At 71.4% G+C, this 18,366-nt stretch carries 19 protein-coding genes and 1 tRNA gene; 4 read left to right on the top strand and 16 right to left on the bottom strand.

What is annotated here, in order from left to right; all coding sequences use genetic code 11:
* Positions 1-6 precede the first annotated feature (6 nt).
* Both pth and ACZ6JE_RS00490 read right to left on the bottom strand, forming a co-directional pair.
* Positions 7-597 carry an aminoacyl-tRNA hydrolase gene (pth, locus tag ACZ6JE_RS00495; RefSeq protein WP_243213874.1) on the bottom strand — a complete coding sequence of 197 codons (591 nt, stop codon included), beginning with the start codon at positions 595-597 and terminating at the stop codon, positions 7-9.
* A gap of 45 nt (positions 598-642) precedes the next feature.
* The gene (locus ACZ6JE_RS00490) at positions 643-1,278 is read right to left on the bottom strand and encodes a 50S ribosomal protein L25/general stress protein Ctc (protein WP_192059581.1); all 636 of its coding nucleotides are present in this window, start codon (positions 1,276-1,278) and stop codon (positions 643-645) included.
* A 402-nt stretch (positions 1,279-1,680) separates the two neighbouring features.
* Here ACZ6JE_RS00490 and gndA point away from each other — a divergent pair, with 402 nt between their 5' ends.
* Positions 1,681-3,153 (top strand): NADP-dependent phosphogluconate dehydrogenase, encoded by a 1,473-nt coding sequence (gndA, locus tag ACZ6JE_RS00485; protein ID WP_308196172.1) that lies wholly within the window; start codon positions 1,681-1,683, stop codon positions 3,151-3,153.
* A 384-nt stretch (positions 3,154-3,537) separates the two neighbouring features.
* On the opposite strand, the gene ACZ6JE_RS00480 is transcribed toward gndA, so the two are convergent.
* The 9 genes from ACZ6JE_RS00480 to ACZ6JE_RS00440 all read right to left on the bottom strand — a co-directional run bounded on the left by ACZ6JE_RS00480 (position 3,538) and on the right by ACZ6JE_RS00440 (position 11,001).
* Positions 3,538-4,026 carry an SRPBCC family protein gene (locus tag ACZ6JE_RS00480; RefSeq protein WP_192059579.1) on the bottom strand — a complete coding sequence of 163 codons (489 nt, stop codon included), beginning with the start codon at positions 4,024-4,026 and terminating at the stop codon, positions 3,538-3,540.
* 105 nt (positions 4,027-4,131) lie between these two features.
* A complete protein-coding gene (locus tag ACZ6JE_RS00475) occupies positions 4,132-5,109 on the bottom strand; it encodes a ribose-phosphate diphosphokinase (RefSeq protein WP_192059577.1) in 978 nt (325 codons plus the stop codon).
* 42 nt (positions 5,110-5,151) lie between these two features.
* Entirely contained in the window at positions 5,152-6,585 is a 1,434-nt protein-coding gene (glmU, locus tag ACZ6JE_RS00470) for a bifunctional UDP-N-acetylglucosamine diphosphorylase/glucosamine-1-phosphate N-acetyltransferase GlmU (protein ID WP_192059575.1), read from the bottom strand.
* 118 nt (positions 6,586-6,703) lie between these two features.
* Positions 6,704-7,192, bottom strand: a complete 489-nt coding sequence (locus ACZ6JE_RS00465; RefSeq protein WP_320478601.1) for a DUF4126 family protein — start codon at positions 7,190-7,192, stop codon at positions 6,704-6,706.
* Between the two features lie 94 nt (positions 7,193-7,286).
* On the bottom strand, positions 7,287-7,775 hold the full coding sequence (locus ACZ6JE_RS00460) for a hypothetical protein (protein WP_464317914.1): 489 nt from the start codon (positions 7,773-7,775) through the stop codon (positions 7,287-7,289).
* Positions 7,776-7,812: 37 nt separating this feature from the next.
* On the bottom strand, positions 7,813-8,331 hold the full coding sequence (locus ACZ6JE_RS00455; protein ID WP_192059569.1) for a hypothetical protein: 519 nt from the start codon (positions 8,329-8,331) through the stop codon (positions 7,813-7,815).
* 32 nt (positions 8,332-8,363) lie between these two features.
* On the bottom strand, positions 8,364-8,762 hold the full coding sequence (locus ACZ6JE_RS00450) for a hypothetical protein (protein WP_320478598.1): 399 nt from the start codon (positions 8,760-8,762) through the stop codon (positions 8,364-8,366).
* 182 nt (positions 8,763-8,944) lie between these two features.
* Positions 8,945-10,855, bottom strand: coding sequence for an alpha/beta hydrolase (locus ACZ6JE_RS00445; RefSeq protein ID WP_464317913.1), 1,911 nt, complete (start codon positions 10,853-10,855; stop codon positions 8,945-8,947).
* Positions 10,856-10,926: 71 nt separating this feature from the next.
* Positions 10,927-11,001: transfer RNA gene (locus ACZ6JE_RS00440), tRNA-Gln, on the bottom strand.
* A gap of 65 nt (positions 11,002-11,066) precedes the next feature.
* Here ACZ6JE_RS00440 and ACZ6JE_RS00435 point away from each other — a divergent pair.
* Entirely contained in the window at positions 11,067-11,561 is a 495-nt protein-coding gene (locus ACZ6JE_RS00435) for a MarR family winged helix-turn-helix transcriptional regulator (protein ID WP_464317912.1), read from the top strand.
* A gap of 157 nt (positions 11,562-11,718) precedes the next feature.
* Here the strand turns inward: ACZ6JE_RS00435 and ACZ6JE_RS00430 are convergent, their stop codons facing one another.
* Genes ACZ6JE_RS00430 through ACZ6JE_RS00410 form a run of 5 tightly spaced genes read right to left on the bottom strand, consistent with a single transcriptional unit; the run spans position 11,719 to position 16,286 of the window.
* Entirely contained in the window at positions 11,719-13,533 is a 1,815-nt protein-coding gene (locus ACZ6JE_RS00430) for an ABC-F family ATP-binding cassette domain-containing protein (protein WP_464317911.1), read from the bottom strand.
* A 55-nt stretch (positions 13,534-13,588) separates the two neighbouring features.
* On the bottom strand, positions 13,589-14,065 hold the full coding sequence (locus tag ACZ6JE_RS00425) for a molybdenum cofactor biosynthesis protein MoaE (protein ID WP_243214395.1): 477 nt from the start codon (positions 14,063-14,065) through the stop codon (positions 13,589-13,591).
* The gene (locus ACZ6JE_RS00420) at positions 14,058-14,546 is read right to left on the bottom strand and encodes a MogA/MoaB family molybdenum cofactor biosynthesis protein (RefSeq protein WP_320477053.1); all 489 of its coding nucleotides are present in this window, start codon (positions 14,544-14,546) and stop codon (positions 14,058-14,060) included. Before ACZ6JE_RS00420 ends, ACZ6JE_RS00425 begins: the two co-directional genes overlap by 8 nt.
* Positions 14,543-15,043, bottom strand: coding sequence for a cyclic pyranopterin monophosphate synthase MoaC (gene moaC / locus ACZ6JE_RS00415; protein ID WP_243214399.1), 501 nt, complete (start codon positions 15,041-15,043; stop codon positions 14,543-14,545). The genes ACZ6JE_RS00420 and moaC overlap by 4 nt, the downstream gene beginning before the upstream one ends.
* A complete protein-coding gene (locus tag ACZ6JE_RS00410; protein WP_464317910.1) occupies positions 15,036-16,286 on the bottom strand; it encodes a molybdopterin molybdotransferase MoeA in 1,251 nt (416 codons plus the stop codon). Before ACZ6JE_RS00410 ends, moaC begins: the two co-directional genes overlap by 8 nt.
* A gap of 37 nt (positions 16,287-16,323) precedes the next feature.
* Between ACZ6JE_RS00410 and ACZ6JE_RS00405 the strand changes: the two genes are divergently transcribed.
* Positions 16,324-17,205, top strand: a complete 882-nt coding sequence (locus ACZ6JE_RS00405) for an MTAP family purine nucleoside phosphorylase (protein WP_192059550.1) — start codon at positions 16,324-16,326, stop codon at positions 17,203-17,205.
* A complete protein-coding gene (locus ACZ6JE_RS00400; RefSeq protein WP_320477056.1) occupies positions 17,202-18,302 on the top strand; it encodes an NAD-dependent epimerase/dehydratase family protein in 1,101 nt (366 codons plus the stop codon). The genes ACZ6JE_RS00405 and ACZ6JE_RS00400 overlap by 4 nt, the downstream gene beginning before the upstream one ends.
* Positions 18,303-18,366: the final 64 nt, after the last annotated feature.

Genomic DNA, 18,366 nt, shown 5'->3' with positions numbered 1-18,366 from the left:
CGAGCGTCAGTCTCTCGCGGTATGGAACTTGAGCTGCGCCGCGATGAGCCCGTCGGCCGCGATCATCTCGACCGCGTCGGCGGCGTCGGCGAGGAGGATCGGGAGGTTCTGACGCTCGGAGGCCGCGAAGTCTTTCAGGACGAAGTCGGCGGCGGGTTGCCGCCCGGGCGGGCGGCCGATGCCGACCCGCACCCGGGTGAACTCGTTCGAGCCGGTCGCCGCGATGATGTCGCGCAGACCGTTGTGCCCGCCGTGACCACCGCCGTGCTTCAGCTTGAGGGTGTCGAAGTCGATGTCGAGCTCGTCGTGAACGACGATCAACCGCGACACGTCGAGGTCGTAGAACCGGAGCAGCGCCTGCACGGGGCCGCCCGAGACGTTCATGAACGTGTCGGGCTTGGCCAGCACGAAGCGCGGCCCGCCCGGCACGAGACGACCCTCGGCGACGGTCGCATTGGTGCGGTGGCGCTTGAAGCCGACGGACAGACGGTGGGCCAGCTCGGCCAGCACCATCTGCCCGACGTTGTGCCTGTTGCCGGCGTAGCCGGGCCCGGGGTTCCCGAGCCCGACCACGAGCCACTGATCGTCTGATGCCATCGTCCGTCGATCGTCTCTTCAGTGGTTCTGCGCCGGCAGGGGGTGTTACTCGGAGCGCTCTTCGTCTTCGATCGAGTCGACGTCGCCCTCGGCGGGGGCGGCCTCGCCGTCCTCGTCGGAGACCGCGTCGGTCGTGAGGTCGAGCTGGGGCACCGAGATGGCGAGCACGAGGGTCTCGGGCTCGCTGACCAGGTTCGCGCCCGAGGGCAGCTTCAGGTCGGCCGCGGTGATCTGCGCACCCTCTTCGAGGCCCTCGATCGACACGACGACGTTCTGCGGGATGTGCGTGGCCTCGACCTCGAGCTCGACGGCGTTGAGCTCGAGCACGTGGATGGTGCCGGGGTACGACTCGCCCTCGACGTGCACGGGCACCTCGACGGTGACCTTCTCGCCGCGACGCACGACGATGAGGTCGATGTGCTCGATGGTCTGCTTGACCGGGTCGCGCTGGATGTCCTTGACGAGGGCGAGCTGCTCGGTGCCCTCGATGTCGAGCGTGATGACGGCGTTCGCACGACGCGTGATCAGCATGGTCTCGTGACCGGGGAGGGTGACGTGCTGGGGGTCGGTGCCGTGACCGTAGATGACCGCGGGGATCTGGTCGTTCGCACGGATCTTGCGAGCCGCGCCCTTGCCGAAGCTGGTGCGGACGAGAGCGGACAGGTTGTTGGCGTCAGCCATGTGTGTCTCCTTCTGAGGCCGCCGCGGGGGCGGACCGGATGTGTGGTCGGTTTCAACTCGAACGCGTATCGCGTGAGGAAAGACCCCGCAGCCGTGAGGTGACGGGCCCCGAAGGACCCGCTCGTCCGAGACTGAGCGCCTGCCTACCGCGTCGATAACGGATGCCTGCGCATCCCTCGCCGAAGTTCAGCTTCCGAGGTTACACGGGGCCCGGGCGTGTCGCCAACCCGCGCCTCCTCGGCTCGTGGCCCCCGGGCGGTGCCGCGGCGACGCCCGGAAACCTCTCGGGAACCGGTCGGAGGGCCGGGAGGCGACTGCCGGGACGGGTACGGACACTACCCGTCACACGCTCGGGACGGGGGCATAGTCTGCGGCTACCCAACCCATCGAGAGGAAGTCACCGTGACCGAACAGGGAACAGAAACGTCGACCACCCCGCAGGCGAACATCGGAGTCGTCGGGCTCGCCGTGATGGGCTCGAACCTCGCCCGCAACCTCGCGAGCCGCGAGGGCAACACCGTCGCCGTGTACAACCGCTCCCCCGAACGCACCGACACGCTGATGAGCGAGCACGGCGACGCCGGGTTCATCGCGTCGAAGACCATCGAGGACTTCGCGGCCTCGCTGCAGAAGCCGCGCACCGCGATCATCATGGTCCAGGCCGGACGCGGCACCGACGCCGTCATCGACCAGCTCGCCGACCTGTTCGAGGAGGGCGACATCATCGTCGACGGCGGCAACGCGAACTTCCTCGACACCCGCCGCCGGGAGTCCGCACTGCGCGACCGCGGCCTGAACTTCGTCGGCGCCGGGATCTCGGGCGGCGAGGAAGGCGCGCTCAAGGGGCCGTCGATCATGCCCGGCGGATCGAAGGAGGCGTACGCGACCCTCGGCCCGATCCTCTCGTCGATCGCCGCCGTCGCCGAGGGCGAGCCGTGCGTCACGCACGTCGGGTCGGACGGCGCCGGACACTTCGTCAAGATGATCCACAACGGCATCGAGTACGCCGACATGCAGCTCATCGCCGAGTCGTACGACCTGCTGCGCCGCGTGGGCGGACACGAGCCCGCCGCCATCGCCGCCGTCTTCGACGAGTGGAACAAGGGGGAGCTCGAGTCGTACCTGATCGAGATCACCGCCGAGGTGCTGCGCCAGGTCGACGCCAAGACGGGCGGGCCGCTCGTCGACCAGATCGTCGACGCCGCCGGGTCGAAGGGCACCGGCGTCTGGACTGTGCAGAACAGCGTCGGACTCGGCGTGCCCGTCGGCGGCATCGCCGAAGCCGTCTTCGCGCGCGCCGTGTCGTCGAAGCCCGACCAGCGCGCCGCCGTGCAGGCGACCCTGCAGGGCCGGCCCGAGGTGCAGGAAGCCGGCGACGGCTTCGAGGACGACGTGCAGAAGGCGCTCTACGCGTCGAAGATCGTGGCCTACGCCCAGGGGTTCGACGCGATCATCGCCGGCGCCCTCGAATACGGCTGGGACATCGACAAGGGCGCCATCGCCAAGATCTGGCGCGGCGGCTGCATCATCCGCGCGCAGTTCCTGAACCGCATCGTCGACGCCTACGAGAAGGACGCCACCATCGCGACCCTCCTCGAGGACGACTACTTCGCCGCCGCCGTCCGCGACGGGGAGGACGCCTGGCGCCGCATCGTCGCGAAGGCCGCCCTCTCGGGCATCCCCGTGCCCGGGTTCGCCTCGGCGCTGTCGTACTACGACTCGCTCGCGTCCACCCGACTGCCGGCGTCGCTCATCCAGGGGCAGCGCGACTTCTTCGGCGCCCACACCTACAAGCGGGTCGACGAGGAGGGCGTGTTCCACACGCTGTGGTCGGGCGACCGGTCGGAGATCGAGACGGAGCCGTCGACCCACTGACCTCTCCGGTGATCATGGCGTGATCCGGGTGCTCGGGGATCGGGCCTGACGGGCGTGTTCGTCGCGACCGGACTGCTTCGGCGGGCCGGTCGGACGGACACGCCCGTTCGCGTCGCGAGGCTGGACGGACCCGGTAGGTGGGCCGGGGGCCGGCTCAGCCTCCGCCGGGTCTTTGCGTCGGCGGGACGGCCGGCCCGTCGGCAACTCAGGCGCAGCGGGGCTGCTCGGGGCGTTCTGCACGGAGACACCGCGCTGCGCCTGAGTTGCCGACGCGAGAGCGGGCCGGGCGATCAGTGGAAGCTGGTTCTGACGCACGCGGGCAGCCACCAGGATTCTCTGCCGCGCACCGGCCGGCATGGAGGAGGGAGCAGGCGCGACCGCAGGTCAGGGGCGGGCGGGGACGGCCGCGGCGAGGACCAGCGGGTCTGCGCAGCCGCGGGCGAACCCCTCGATGCGTCGATCGATGTCCCGCTGCAGGATGACGGCGCCGACGCGCTCGGCCAGCGGCGCGAGCCACTTCGGCCGGCAGGTGAAGTTGTAGCGCCAGATCGCGAGCGTGCTGCCGGGGTCGCCCTCGACCGCGCTGAACCGCCACCCGCCGCCCATGCGCTCGAAGAACCACGAGCCCTTCGTCATCTTCATCCCGACGTTGGTGGGCGGCGCGTACGAGACGTACTCGCTCTCCATCCGGAACCCGAACCGCTGCACCGTGAGGGTGCGGACGCCCTTGGCGGGCCCGGTCGCGCCGCCGAGGAGGTGCTGGTGGCGGATGAACGGATCCCAGCGCTTCCGTGCCTCACCCTGCGTCTGCGACACCGCGAAGGCGACCTCGGGGCTCACCGGGACGACCACACGGGATTCGACGACAGGCATGGCCACATCCTGTCACGATGCCTGGCTGACTCGAGAGGGACGCAGAAGGGGGCGCCCTCCACCGGATCTGGTGGTCGGGCGCCCCCTCGGGCGGACGGTCGGAGCCTAAGCCGCGCCGTCGAACATGCTGGTCACGGAGCCGTTGTCGAAGACCTCGTGGATCGCCCGGGCGATCAAGGGCGCGATCGGGAGGATCTCGAGCTTGTCGAACTTCTGGTGCTCGGTGAGCGGCAGGGTGTCGGTGACGACGACGGAGTCGATGAACTCGCTGTTGAGGATCTCGGGTGCCGGGTCGCTGAACACGGCGTGGGTAGCCGCGACGACGACGCCGATGGCGCCGGCGGCCTTGAGAGCCTCGGCGGCCTTCACGATCGTGCGACCCGTGTCGATCAGGTCGTCGACGAGCAGGCAGACGCGGCCGGCCACCTCGCCGACGATCTCGTGCACGGTGACCTGGTTCGGCACGAGCGGGTCGCGGCGCTTGTGGATGATGGCCAGCGGGGCGTCGAGCTTCTCGCTCCAGATGTCGGCGACGCGCACGCGACCCATGTCGGGCGAGACGACGGTCAGCGTCGTGTTGTCGAGCTTGGCGCGGAAGTGCTCGAGCAGCACCGGCATGGCGAAGAGGTGGTCGACGGGGCCGTCGAAGAAGCCCTGGATCTGCGGGGCGTGCAGGTCGACGCTCATGATGCGGTGCGCACCGGCGGCCTTGAAGAGGTCGGCGACGAGGCGGGCCGAGATCGGCTCGCGCCCGCGGCCCTTCTTGTCTTGGCGCGCGTACGGGTAGAACGGCGCCACCACGGTGATGCGCTTGGCCGAGGCGCGCTTGAGGGCGTCGACCATGATCAGCTGTTCCATCAGCCACTCGTTGATCGGCGCCGAGTGCGACTGGATCACGAACGCGTCGGAGCCGCGCACGCTCTCGTCGAACCGCGCGTACAGCTCGCCGTTGGCGAAGGTGCGGGCGTCGGTCGGGATCAACTCGGAGCCCAGCTCGGACGCGATCTGATCGGCGAGTGCGGGGTGCGCACGCCCCGAGATCAGAACGAGTCGATTCTCGCCGGTGATCTTGATTCCGGACACGTCACTCGCTCTCCGGCCCCGAGGGGCCAACCCGACCGGGGTTCAGTCGGTCGTTCGTTCGGCGCGAGCGGCGGCCTCGGCAGCCGCCGAGCCGGGGCGGTTCGCCTCGACCCATCCGCTCGCATTGCGCTGTGGAGCGATGCTCAGCGCCAGGGCACCTGCCGGTACGTCTTTGCGGACGACCGTTCCCGCACCTGAGTACGCTCCGTCGCCAATCCTAACGGGGGCGACGAACACGTTGTGCGACCCGGTCCGCACATGGGACCCCACCTGGGTGCGGTGCTTGTTCACGCCGTCGTAGTTGGCCGTGATCGTGCCGGCCCCGATGTTCGAGTCGCGGCCGACCTCGGTGTCGCCGATGTAGCTGAGGTGCGGCACCTTCGAGCCCTCGCCGATCTCGACGTTCTTGGTCTCGACGAAGGTGCCGATCTTGCCACCGGCTCCGAGCACGCTGCCAGGTCGCAGATACGCGAACGGACCGACGGAGGCGCGGGCGCCGATCACGGCGAGGGTCGCGTCGGTGCGCTTCACGATCGCACCCTCGCCCACCTCGGTGTCGACGAGCGTGGTGTCGGGGCCCACGACGGCGCCGGCCGCGATGTACGTCGCGCCACGCAGCTGGGTGCCGGGCAGCAGCTCGACGTCGGGGCTCAGCGAGACGTCGCGGTCGATCCAGGTGGTCTGCGGGTCGACGATCGAGACGCCTTCACGCTGCCAGTGCTCGACGATGCGGTCGTTCAGGCGACGGGCCGCGGCGGCGAGCTGCACGCGGTCGTTGATGCCCTCGAGACGCCAGGTCTCGTCGACTGCGCGAGCGGCGACGATCTCGCCGGCGGCCGTCAGCAGACCGACCATGTCGGTCACGTACTTCTCGTTCTGGGCGTTCGCCGATCCGATGCGGGGCAGGTGGGTGCGCAGCGCCGAGACGGTGAAGACGTAGGTGCCCGAGTTGATCTCGCGCACGTCCCGCTCGTCGGCCGTGGCGTCTTTGTGCTCGACGATGCGATCGACGTCGCCGGAGGCGCGGCGGACGACGCGCCCGTAGCCCGTGGCGTCGGGCAGCACGGCCGACAGCAGCGTCGCCGACGCGGACGCCTCGCGGTGCTGGTCGAGCAGCGCCTCGAGGGTCGCGTGGTCGAGGAACGGCACATCGGCGCTGACCACCACGACGTCGCCGTCGAACTCGGCCGGCAGGGCCTCGACCGCCTGCTCGACCGCCCGCCCGGTGCCGGGGACGTCGTCTTGATCGACGATGAGGGCCGCGGGCGAGGTGTCGAGCACGCTCGCGACGACGACGTCGCGCTCGTGCCGCACGACCGCGACGAGGTGCTCGGGGTTCAACGCGCCGGCCGACTCGAGCACGTGCTGGATGAGCGGCATGCCCGCCAGGCGGTGGAGCACCTTGGGCGTCGACGACTTCATGCGCGTGCCCTGCCCTGCTGCGAGGACGACGACGGCGAGACTGCGTTCAGACATGGTGCTCCTTGGTGAGGTGGTGCGTGATCTGCGGCGATCCTCCCACGGGTGACCGAGGAGGCGCGAAAGGGCAGGCGGGATCGGTGCGGCGAAGCGGATGATCGGCCCTGGGGAGGACTCAGCGGGAGCGCACCACGGAGAAGGCGCTGGAGACCGTCACGGCGTCTTCGGCGAGCGCGACGACCAGGTCGGGCAGTCCCGTCCGATCGACGACGCTCTTGCGGGCGAGGTAGAACAGCCAGCTCCCTGCGAGCGCCCCGACGGCGCCGACGACCGCGCCCGCGAGGCGAGGCCCGCCGTGACCGGGATCGGCGACGGCGAGTCCGACCACCGCCCCGGCGACGGCCCGCCCGAAGAGCGGCCCCGGCGCGACGCGGCTCGGTGTGGCGGGGAGCTTGTCGCCGACCAGCTCGCCGGCGCCCGCCGCGATGAGCGCCGCGCGACCCGGCCACGATCGGAACAGGCGCCAGCTCTGCCAGGCGCCCCGTGCCTCCTCGGCTCCCTGGTTCAGGGCGAGCACGGCGAGCGGGGTCGCCGAACGGGAGCCGCTGAGGAGGCCGAGCAGGGCGGCACGGGCGAGGGGCGGGAGGGTGCTGGTGGTCGACATCGCGGGGTCCTCGTCGTCGGGGGCGGTGCCGGCACGACCGGCGGGTGAGATCGCAGGCTATCGACGGGAGACCGTCGGTGCCCGGTGCGCGCGGCTACTCGCCGTCGTTCTGCATCTGCACGGCGTCGCCCTCGGCGCAGGCCGACAGCCCGCTGAGGCTGTACATGCGGACGTCGGCGAGGAAGTCGAGCGAGTCGGCTGCAGACCCGACACCGCGTACCCCGAGGATGGGGTCGCTCCCACCGCTCTCGTAGCGCTCCGTCGTCAGGCCCCGATCTCTCCAGAGGCGCTCCACGGCGACCACATCGGCCTCGGGATCCGAACCGCCGGGCCGGAGCGTCGTGATGTACGAGTATGCGGCGCCGTCGCGACCGTCAGATATCGTGCAGCCCTCGACGGCGGGGCCGCTGTAGATGTCCCACTCGCCGCCGATCGCCGCGGTGGTGTCGTCGACGACGGTGACGACGGCGCGCTTCGCATCGCTTGTCGCGAACGTCGCCTCACCAGGGGCGGAGCAACCGGTCAGAACACCAGCCCCGATCAGGATGACCGTGGTCGCGGTGCCGGCGGGACGGACACGCATCAGCCGAGGCTGGACACGTCGTCGACGGCCGAGCAGCTCATTCACCGTCGCGCTGCATCTCGTCGGCGTCCCCATCGACGCAGCTCGAGAGGCTGTCGATGCTGTACCGCCGCGGATCGGCCAGGAAGTCGACGGTCGCGACCGACCCACCTGAGCCGCGGATGCCCGGGACGGGGTCCGATCCCCCGCTCTGATACCGCTCCGTCGTCAGACCTCTCTCGGTCCACAGCCTCTCGAGGGAGGAGATGTCCTGCTCGGGGTCGCCGCCGGGCTGGTCGATGGCGACCAGGTACCCGTACGCCGCGCCCGCGCCGCCGCCGTCCCGGTCGCAGCTCTCGACGGCGGGGCCGCTCGAGACACGCCACTCGCCGCCGAGCGCCGAACTCGACTCGTCGACGAACGCGACGACCGCTCCCCTTGCGTCGTCCACGTCCTGCGGCACCATGTTCCTCCCGTCGTCAGCGCTGCAGCCGGCGAGCGAGAGCGTCGCCGTCATGATCAGGGCTGCAGGGATCGACGACCACGGGTGTCGTCGACTCGGATGACGCTGGTGCATGATCTCGTCTCGGATGGACCCGGTGCGCGCGGCTACTCGCCCTGCTCCTTGAGCTCGACCGGGTCGCCGTCCGCGCAGGGGGACAGGGCGTCGACGCTGTAGCCGCGCTCGTCGGCGAGGAAGTCGATGGACGTCGTCGGACCGCCGGAACCCCGGATACCGAGGATGGGATCGTCGCCGCCGCTCTGATAGCGCTCGGTCGTGATGCCCTGGTCGTTCCAGAGCTTCTCGACGGCGTCGATGTGAGCGGTCGGATCACCCGGAGCGGCGGCCTGCGTCGTGATGTACGAGTACGCGGCGCCGTCTCCCCCGGACTCCTGCGTGCACGCCCGCACGGCGGGGCCGCTGTAGACCTCCCACTCGCCGCCGATCGCCGCGGTCGTGTCGTCGACGACGGTGACCACCTCATCCTTCGCCTGGTCCGTATCCATGATCGTTCCTCCTGTATCTGCGGCTGCGCATCCTGAGACCAGGAGCATCGTCGTGAGGACGATCGACGAGCCCAAGGCCCGACGGCTTCTTCGTGCGGGGTCCGGCATGACGCGGTGCCCTCTCTTCTCGGTGGCCGTCGGCGTCTGGGCCGACGTCACGGTTCTCGGTTCGCGAGCGCGGGTCACCCGGTGACCCTGTCGCCTTGACCCGTGGTGGCGTAGGCCACGTTTCGGAGGGATTCCGTCCCCTTGTCGAGATAACCCGTGTGGTCGTCCGTGTGGACAGCGTGATTGTCGACGGCGACGAGAGGGCCCGAACCGTCGGCGCCGAACGTCGTCGCACCGAAGTCCGCGTCCGTCGGATCCTGGTGGTGGTCGAAGCTGCGGTCACGACCGAACTGCGCCCACTGGTCGCCGGCACCGCCGATGAAGGGTGTGGCGTTCTCCGCCTGGCCGGCGAAGACCTCGCCGGCGTTGATCTTCTCAGCCGCGTCAACGGCATCGGGCAGTCCCGCCGAGGCGATCGTGGTGAAGGTGTCGACTTCGACGCCCTGCTTCGTCAGCGCGAAGGCGGCGGTCGTCGTGCCGTACGAATGCGCCAGCACGTTCGTGGTCGGTCCGTCGTCCCCTCGAACCGCATTCATGCCCTCGATGGACGCGGCCAGCCTGTCGCCCCCGTCTCGGGCCGCACCCGTACCGAGCACGCCGATGTCCAAGTCGAACACACCGGGCTGCGGAGGCGAGTCGTAGCCCATCCAGGCGATCACGGCGCGGTCCTCGTCGCCGTGGACGCGGCCCTGCTCGTCGTAGACGCTCTGTGAGGCATCGGTCCAGTCGGTCATCTTTCGAGTGCTCGACCCCATGCCGGGAACCGCCCACGTGACGTTCGTGGCGGTGTCGAGATCTCCGATGGCGACGGCGGCGAGAGGAGGCTCGTCGGAGGTGAGCGAGATGAGGGTCCGTGCCCCGAGCTCCTCACCCTGCACCAGAGACGCCTTGATGTTCTCGAGGGCGATGATGTTGCGGGCGTTCTGAGCTCGGTCGGGGGCGTTCTGGTAGGCGGGCAGACCCATGTTGTCGAAGAAGTCGTTCGCCTCGGCGATGCGCTGGTCGAGGACCGCGACGTTGGCGGTGCTCCGAACCCAGTAGGGGATGCCCTCGAGGTTGCCGAGCTCGCTGAGGGCCGAGGTCGGCAGGGCGGCCAGCTCGCGCCGGTCGGCGGCCGTGTAACCCATCGTGGCCCAGAGCGCCGCGACCTCGGACGGCGTCAGCGAGTCGTCGAACAGCTCGGTGAACGGTGCCGGCACGGCGTCCGCCACCGCGAGGTCGAGCGTCGCGTCCGAGAGCTCGCCCGTTCCGCCGGCCCGCTCGAACGCGTCGGCGATGCTGTCGAGCCAGGCGGCATCGGCCGCGTTCTCTTCGAGCAGCCGGCGGATCCCGTCGAATACGGTGACCGTTCCGATCTCGGCCCAGGCGCAGGCGCTGACGAAGGCCACCCAGGCGTTCTCGACGCCCGTGACGGAGTCGGACGCGGCGGTGTCGAGGCCGCGGGTCGTCGTGCCGAAGCCGTGGAGGGCCGAAGGATCGGCCGAGCTGCGACCGTCGCCCGTCCCGAGACCGGTGCGCGGACGCCCCTGCGCCGAGAAGGTCGCCTCGATCGGCACGGGCTTGATGGCCACCTCGGACGGTTTCGGATCGAACAACGCCGGGGCTCCGGACCCCGGCGTCAGCAGCCAGGGCACGACCAGCTCGTCGGACTCGGCGGCGGCCTTCGCCTCGGCGATCCGGGTGTCCTCCCGCTGCTGCCACGCGTCGAGATCGGCCAGTCGCTTCTTCTCGGCGGCCGCCTGCTCCGCCACGGCGCGGACCTGCGATGCGAGATCTCCGAGCGCCGTCGCCGCCTTGGGCCGGTCCGCCGCCTCGGCGATCGCCGACTCCGTGAATCGTGCCGCGTACGAGCCCTTGAAGTCTTCGGCGGCCTGATCCGCAGCGGTACGTCGAGAGCCCGCCTGCCCCCGCAGCGTGTCGGCTGCTCCGTCGGCGGCCTTCGCCAAGCGCTCAGCCGCACCGGCGTCGAATTCGATGGTCGTCATGTCATCCCCCCGATGAGCGCGCGACTGCGCACGGAAAGAGACTAGTCAGTCTTGCTTCGCACGAACACCCCTGGCTCCGCCACCAGGATTCGAACCTGGACCTAACAGCTCCAAAGGCTGTCGTGCTGCCGTTACACCATGGCGGACCGCGCTCATGCGCCCGCTCATTCTGCCAGACGGCACGCACGGCACCGGTCGACATAATGGTCGGATGCCCGAGCATGACGAGGTCGACCGGATCGTCGAGGCGTGGCGCCACGAGCGACCCGACCTCGACTTCGCGCCGCTCCATGTGCTCTCGCGCGTGGCCCGCCTCTCGAAGCACCTCGACCGCGCTCGCCGCGAGGCCTTCCAGGCCAGCGACCTCGAATCGTGGGAGTTCGACGTGCTCTCGGCCCTCCGCCGCGCCGGGGCCCCGTACCAGCTGAGCCCGAAGACCCTCCTCCAGCAGACGCTCGTCTCGAGCGGTGCGATGACCAACCGCATCCACCGCCTGGTCGACCGCGGTCTCGTCGAACGCCGCACCGACCCGAACGACGGCCGAGGCATCCTCGTCACGATGACCACCGCCGGCCGCAGCGCGGTCGACGCCGCGATCGAACGCCTCCTCGCCGAGGAGGACGCCCTGCTGAGCGACCTCAACGCCGACGACCGCAGCCGCCTCACCGACCTGCTGCGCACCCTCAGCCTGACCCTGGGCGGGTAACCGCCCGTCGAGGGGTCACGACACGCCGTCAGGAGCCGAGGAGGCGCGGCGTGTCATGACTCATCGACCGGGCTTCCCGAGGGCCAGGCCCCAGGGCCAGGCCCCAGGGCCAGGGCCCAGGGCCAGGCCCCAGGCCCGGGCCCGAGGGCCCCAGCCCTCAGGCCAGCAGCTCGCTCAGCTCGAGCCAGCGCACCTCGAGCTCTGCCGTCTTGTGGTCGAGCGCCGTGAGCTTGGCCTGCAGCGCCGCCAGGCCGTCGAAGTCGGACTGGTCGAACGTCGAGAACTGCGCCAGCAGAGACTCGCGCTCGGTCGCGGCCTTCGCCATCTTGCGGTCGATCGACCCGAGCTCCTTCTCAGCGTTGCGCTTCTCGGCGCCCGAGAGACCCGAGGCGGCGGCGGATGCTGCGACTGATGCCGAGGATCCCTGGACGGCCGTCGGTCGGTCGGTCGCGCCTCCTTGGCCGTCCGTCGCCTGCTTGCGGAGCTGCAGGTACTGGTCGACGCCGCCCGGCAGATGGCGGAAGCGCCCGTCGAGCACCGCGTACTGCTGATCGGTCACGCGCTCGAGCAGGTACCGGTCGTGCGATACGACCAGCAGGGTGCCCGGCCAGCCGTCGAGGAGGTCCTCCATCGCGGCGAGCATGTCGGTGTCGAGGTCGTTTGTGGGCTCGTCGAGGATGAGCACGTTCGGCTCGTTCAGCAGGATGAGCAGGAACTGCAGGCGGCGCTTCTGACCGCCCGACAGGTCTTTGATCGGGGTCTGCAGCTGAGCGCTCGTGAAGCCGAGGCGCTCGAGCAGCTGACCCGGCGTCATCTCCTTGCCGGCGGTGACGTACGAGGTGCGCTGCCGGCCGATGACGTCGTTCACGCGCTCGTGGGCGACCTCGTGCAGATCGGCGAGCTGCTGGTCGAGGATCGCGAACTTGACGGTCTTGCCCTGCTTGACCCGACCCTCGGTGGGGGCGATGACGCCGGTGACGACCTTGAGCAGCGTCGACTTGCCGGCGCCGTTGACCCCGAGCACGCCGGTGCGCTCGCCGGGGGCGATGCGCCACTCGACGCCCTGCAGCACCCGCTTGTCGCCGAACGAGACGCCGACCTCGACGAGGTCGACGACGTCTTTGCCGAGCCGCGCGGTCGCCATCTGCGACAGCTGCACGGCGTCGCGCACGGGCGGCTCGTCGGCGATCAGCTCGTTGGCGGCGTCGATGCGGAACTTCGGCTTGGTCGACCGGGCGGGGGCGCCGCGGCGCAGCCAGGCGAGCTCTTTGCGCATCAGGTTCTGGCGCTTCGACTCGGACGCCGAGGCCATGCGGTCGCGCTCGACGCGCTGCAGCACGTAGGCCGCGTAGCCGCCCTCGAAGGGCTCGACGATGCCGTCGTGCACCTCCCAGGTGTCGGTCGAGACCTCGTCGAGGAACCACCGGTCGTGGGTCACGACGACGAGCGCGCCCGAGTTGGCCGACCAGCGGCGCTTGAGGTGCTGCGCCAGCCAGGCGACGCCCTCGACGTCGAGGTGGTTGGTGGGCTCGTCGAGGAAGAGGACGTCCCAGTCGCCGACCAGCAGGGTCGCCAGGGCCACGCGGCGGCGCTGGCCACCGGAGAGGTCTTCGACCGCGGCCTCCCACGGGATGTCGGTGGCGAGACCCGAGATGACGTCGCGGATGCGCGCGTCACCGGCCCATTCGTGCTCGTCGCGGTCGCCCACGATGAGACTGCCGACCGTGGCGCCCGTTGGCAGCACGTCGCGCTGGTCGAGCATGCCGATGGTGAGACCGCGACGCGTCGTCACGCGACCGTCGTCGGGCTGCAGGCGACCGGCCAGCACCGACATGAGGGTCGACTTGCCGTCGCCGTTGCGGCCGACGACGCCGATGCGGGAGCCCTCGTCGATGCCGAGGGTCACCCCGTCGAGGACGACCTTGGTCGGGAATTCGAGACGGAGGTTTTCTGCGCCGAGTAGATGTGCCACCCGAGAAGCGTAGTCGGCCCAGCCGGACGCTCCGACGGGCACGGGCGGGCGGCGGTCAGCCGAGCGACGCGGTCCACTCGTCGGAGCCGTCGGCGAACTCCTGCCGCTTCCAGATCGGGGTGCGCGCCTTGACCTCGTCGACGAGGGCCGCGCAGGCTGCGAACGCCTCGGCTCGATGGGCCGACGAGACCGCGCAGGCCAGCGCCACGTCGCCGATCGAGAGGTCGCCGTAGCGGTGCTCGACGGCCACCCGCACCTCGGGGTGCGCGATCGCGATCGAGAGGGCGACCTCGCGGATCACCTCGGTCGCGTTCGGATGCGCCTCGTAGTGCAGCGCGGTCACCCCGCGCCCGTCGTCGTGATCGCGGACGACGCCCTCGAAGGTCACGACGGCCCCGGAGGCGCGGCTCGCCACGAGCGCGGAGCAGCCGGCGACCGAGAGGGCCTCGTCGACGACGCGGGCGAGCAGCACGCGATCGTCGGCCGATGCGGGGGCGGGGCCGGCGGCGTCGGCCGCCGCGGCGTCAGTCATGCGACCCTCCATCCAGCTGGTCGACCACGTGGTCGACGATGTCGCCGAGCATCTCGAGCCCGTCGCGGACTCCCCCGCGCGACCCCGGCAGGTTGACGACGAACGTGCGACCGGCGACACCCGCGACGCCCCGCGAGAGCACGGCGGTGGGGGTCGCCGCGACGCCGCGACGACGCAGCTCGTCGGCGACGCCCGGCAGCTCTCTGTCGAGCAGCGGCCGGGTCTGCTCGGGGGTGGCGTCGGTCGGCGAGACGCCGGTGCCGCCGGTCGTGACGATCACGTCCGGCGAGGTCGCGAGCGCCTCGGCGAGCGCGCGACCCACGGCCTCGCCGTCGGCGACGACGACCGGGGCGGGCACGTCGTAGCGACGCGCCTCGAACCACTCGCGGATGACGGGGCCGGTGAGGTCGTCGGCGCGGCCCGCCGCGGCACGGGTCGAGGCGACGATGACGACGGCCCGGCGGACGGGGAGGGTGGTCATCGCGCCCAGTCCCCTGACTTGCCGCCCTGCTTCGCCAGCACCTTGACGTCGTGGATCTCGGCGAGCGGGTCGACGGCCTTGATCATGTCGTAGAGCGTCAGAGCGGCGATGGAGGCGGCGGTCAGCGCCTCCATCTCGACACCCGTCTTGCCGTGGGTCTTGACCCGTGCGAGCACGACGACGTCGGTGTCGCCGGGTTCGAAGTCGACGGTCACCGAGCCGATGGGCAGCGGGTGGCAGAGCGGGATGAGCGACGAGGTCCGCTTGGCGGCCATGATGCCGGCGATGCGGGCCGTGCCGAGCGCCTCGCCTTTCGGCAGGGTGCCCTCGACGAGGCGGGCGACGACGTCGCCGCGGGTGGTCAGCCGCGCCTGGGCGGTCGCGACGCGGGTCGTCTCGGTCTTGTCGGTGACGTCGACCATGTGCGCCGTCCCGTCGTCACGGACGTGGGTGAGCCCGGGAGGCGCGGTGTCGGCGGGCGGTTCGCGATCAGTCATCGAGCGCCCACACTACGACCTCGTCGCCCTCCTCGACCCGGTCGACGCCGACGGGCACGTGCACCAGCACGGTGGCCGCCGCGTGGTTCGACAGGAGGTGCGAGCCGGGGCCGCCGACGAGGGCCACGCGACCGTCGACGTCGAGGCGGCCGCGGCGGAGCTGGTGCTTGCCGACGGGAGAGTCGGCGGACTCGGCCATGGGCGCGGCCCGCTGCGCACGCGGCCTCCCGATGCCGGTCGCGGTCTGCAGCAGAGGGCGGAGGAACACCTCGAACGAGACGAGGGCGCTGACCGGGTTGCCCGGGAAGCAGACGATCGGCAGGGCCCGGTGGCCGACGGTGAGCGTGCCGTGACCCTGCGGGCCGCCGGGCTGCATGGCGACGGAGCCGAAGACGACGCCCGAGGCCTCGAAGGCGTCGCGCACCACCTCGTAGGCACCGGCGCTGACGCCGCCGGTCGTGAGCACGAGATCGACGTCGGCGCCGTGCCGGGCGACGACCGCCAGCAGGGTGGCCGCGTCGTCGGTCACCCGCTCGGTGACGACGTCGACGCCGACCTCGGCCAGGGCCGCGGCGAGCGCCGTGCCGTTCGCGTCGTGGATCGCACCGGGGCCGAGGTCGGCGCCGGGTGCCGCGAGCTCTTCGCCGGTCGAGACCAGCAGGAGGCGCGGGCGGCGTAGGACGACGACCTCGCGCACGCCCGCCGCGGCCAGCACCCCCCAGCGGGCCGGGGTGAGGATCGTGCCGGCGCCGAGCAGCACGCTGCCGGCCCGCACGTCGGAGCCCGCGTCGCGGACGAACGTGCCGGAGGCGACGGGCCCCGTGATCGAGACGCGACTGTCGGCGCCCTCGGCGGGGAACAGCGGTGGATCGACCTGCTCGACGGGCACCACCGCGTCGGCGCCGTCGGGCACCGCCGCACCGGTCATGATCGGCGCCGCCGTGCCGGGTCGGAGCGCCGGACCGACGCGACCCGCGGGGATGCGGTCGACGACGACGAGCGACGTCGCCCGGTCGTCGGTCAGATCGGGTGACGAGACGGCGAAGCCGTCCATCTGGGAGTTGGCGAACGGAGGCAGGTCGATCGGTGCGACGACGTCGACGGCGACCTCGCGCCTCCGGTACCGGTCGGGCTGGGCCGCGAGGAGCGCCGGATCGACCCGCAGACCCTCGTGCGGCCGTGCCGCCAGGGCGGCCTCGACCAGCTCGGCCACGTCGTTCTGGTGCTGTTCGATCGTGCGCACGCGGATCCTCTCGGCTGTCGCCAGTAGCGTAGCGGGGGTGACCGACACCACCCCCGCCTCCTCGTCCCCGCCCCGCGTCGACGTCGCCGTCATCGGCGGCTCCGGCCTCTACTCGCTCTTCGCGCCGGGCACGGCGACCAGCCATGTCGTCGCGACGCCGTACGGCCCGACCTCGAGCGAGGTCTCGATCGGCGAGCTCGGCGGCAAGCGCGTCGCGTTCCTGACCCGTCACGGCAAGGGGCACTCCGTGCCGCCGCACCGCATCGACTTCCGGGCGAACGTCTGGGCGCTCGCGTCGCTGGGCGCCAAGGCCGTCGTGTCGTCGTCGGCCGTCGGCGGGGTCAGCCCGGAGTACCCGCCGGGCACGATGGTCGTGACCGACCAGTTCATCGACCGCACCTGGGGCCGCCCCGACACGTTCTACGACGTCGAGGGCTCGGTGCAGCACCTGATGGCCGCCGACCCGTTCGACCCGGTGCTGCGGGCGGCCGCCGTGTCGGCGCTCGAGCAGCAGGGCGAGCCGTTCGCCGCGACGGGCACCTGCGTCGTCATCCAGGGCCCGCGGTTCTCGACCCGGGCCGAGTCGCTCTGGTTCCGAGCCGCCGGCGCGCACACGATCAACATGACGATGTACCCCGAGGTGCCGTTGACCCTCGAGCTCGGCATGGGCGCCGTCAACATCTCGTTCGTCACCGACAGCGACGCCGGCATCTCGCCGGAGGAGGGTGACGACGACGACGCCGTCAGCCACCAGCTCGTCATGGAGCGCCTCGCCGCCGCCCAGCCGCGCATCGTCGCCGCCATCGAGTCGATCGTCGCCGGGCTGCCGAGCGACTACGAGCCGCGCGAGCTGATTCCCGCCGAGGCGGTCGCCGCCGTGCTCGCCCGCCCCGTGCAGTCGCGCCGGGCCGCGCTGTGACCGACGCTCGCGGCGCCTCGACCGACCCGGGCCCCCTCGGGCGGCTGCTCGTGACGGGCGGCGCCGGGTTCATCGGCTCGGCCGTCGTCGCCCAGGCCCTCGATCGCGGCTGGACGGTGCGCGTGCTCGACTCGCTGCGCTCGGACGTGCACGGCGGCGAGCCCGAGTTCGACCCGCGGGTCGAGTTCGTGCTCGGCGACGTGCGCGACGCCGACGTGGTCGACCGGGCGCTCGAGGGCGTCGACGCGGTCTGCCACCAGGCGGCCAAGGTCGGGCTCGGCGTCGACTTCCAGGACGCCCCCGACTACGTCTCGTCGAACGAGCTCGGCACCGCCGTCGTCCTGGCCGCCCTCGATCGTGCGGGGATCGACCGACTCGTCGTCGCCTCGTCGATGGTCGTCTACGGCGAGGGCAGCTACCGCACCTCGGCCGGCGCCACCGAGCGCCCGGCGCCTCGTCGCATCGCCGACCTCGACGCCGGCGTCTTCGACCCGCGCGACGAGGCCGGCGACCTGCTCGAGCCGCAGCTCATCGCGGAGGACGCCCCGCTCGACCCGCGCAACGTCTACGCCATCACGAAGCTGACGCAGGAGCACCTGGCGACCTCGTGGGCGCGGAGCACCGGGGGCCGCGCGGCGGCCCTGCGCTACCACAACGTCTACGGGCCGGGGATGCCGCAGAACACCCCCTATGCCGGTGTCGCGTCGCTGTTCCGCTCGGCGCTGCAGCGCGGCGAGGCCCCCCGCGTGTTCGAGGACGGCGCCCAGCGCCGCGACTTCGTGCACGTCCGCGACATCGCGTCGGCCAACCTCGCGGCGCTCGACTGGACGGCCGAGCAGGAGCCCGAGACGTTCAGGGCGTTCAACGTCGGCAGCGGCGTCGTGCACACCATCGGCGAGATGGCCTCGGCACTCGCCCGCGAGGCCGGCGGGCCCGAGCCCGTCGTCACCGGCGAGTACCGCGCCGGCGACGTGCGGCACGTGACGGCGTCGTCGGCCCGGCTGCGCGACGAACTGCGCTGGGAGCCCGCCGTCAGCTTCGACGAGGGCATGCGGGAGTTCGCCACCGCACCCCTGCGCGCCGCGGTCACGAACTAGACCGGAGGGCAGGAGGCGCGGGTCGGGTCGTCGGCGACGGCCCGCCCCGCGCTCGGTCGCCTCG

This window comes from Frigoribacterium sp. AC759 (assembly GCF_979256015.1).
This window is presented reverse-complemented; position numbering and strand designations above follow the sequence as displayed.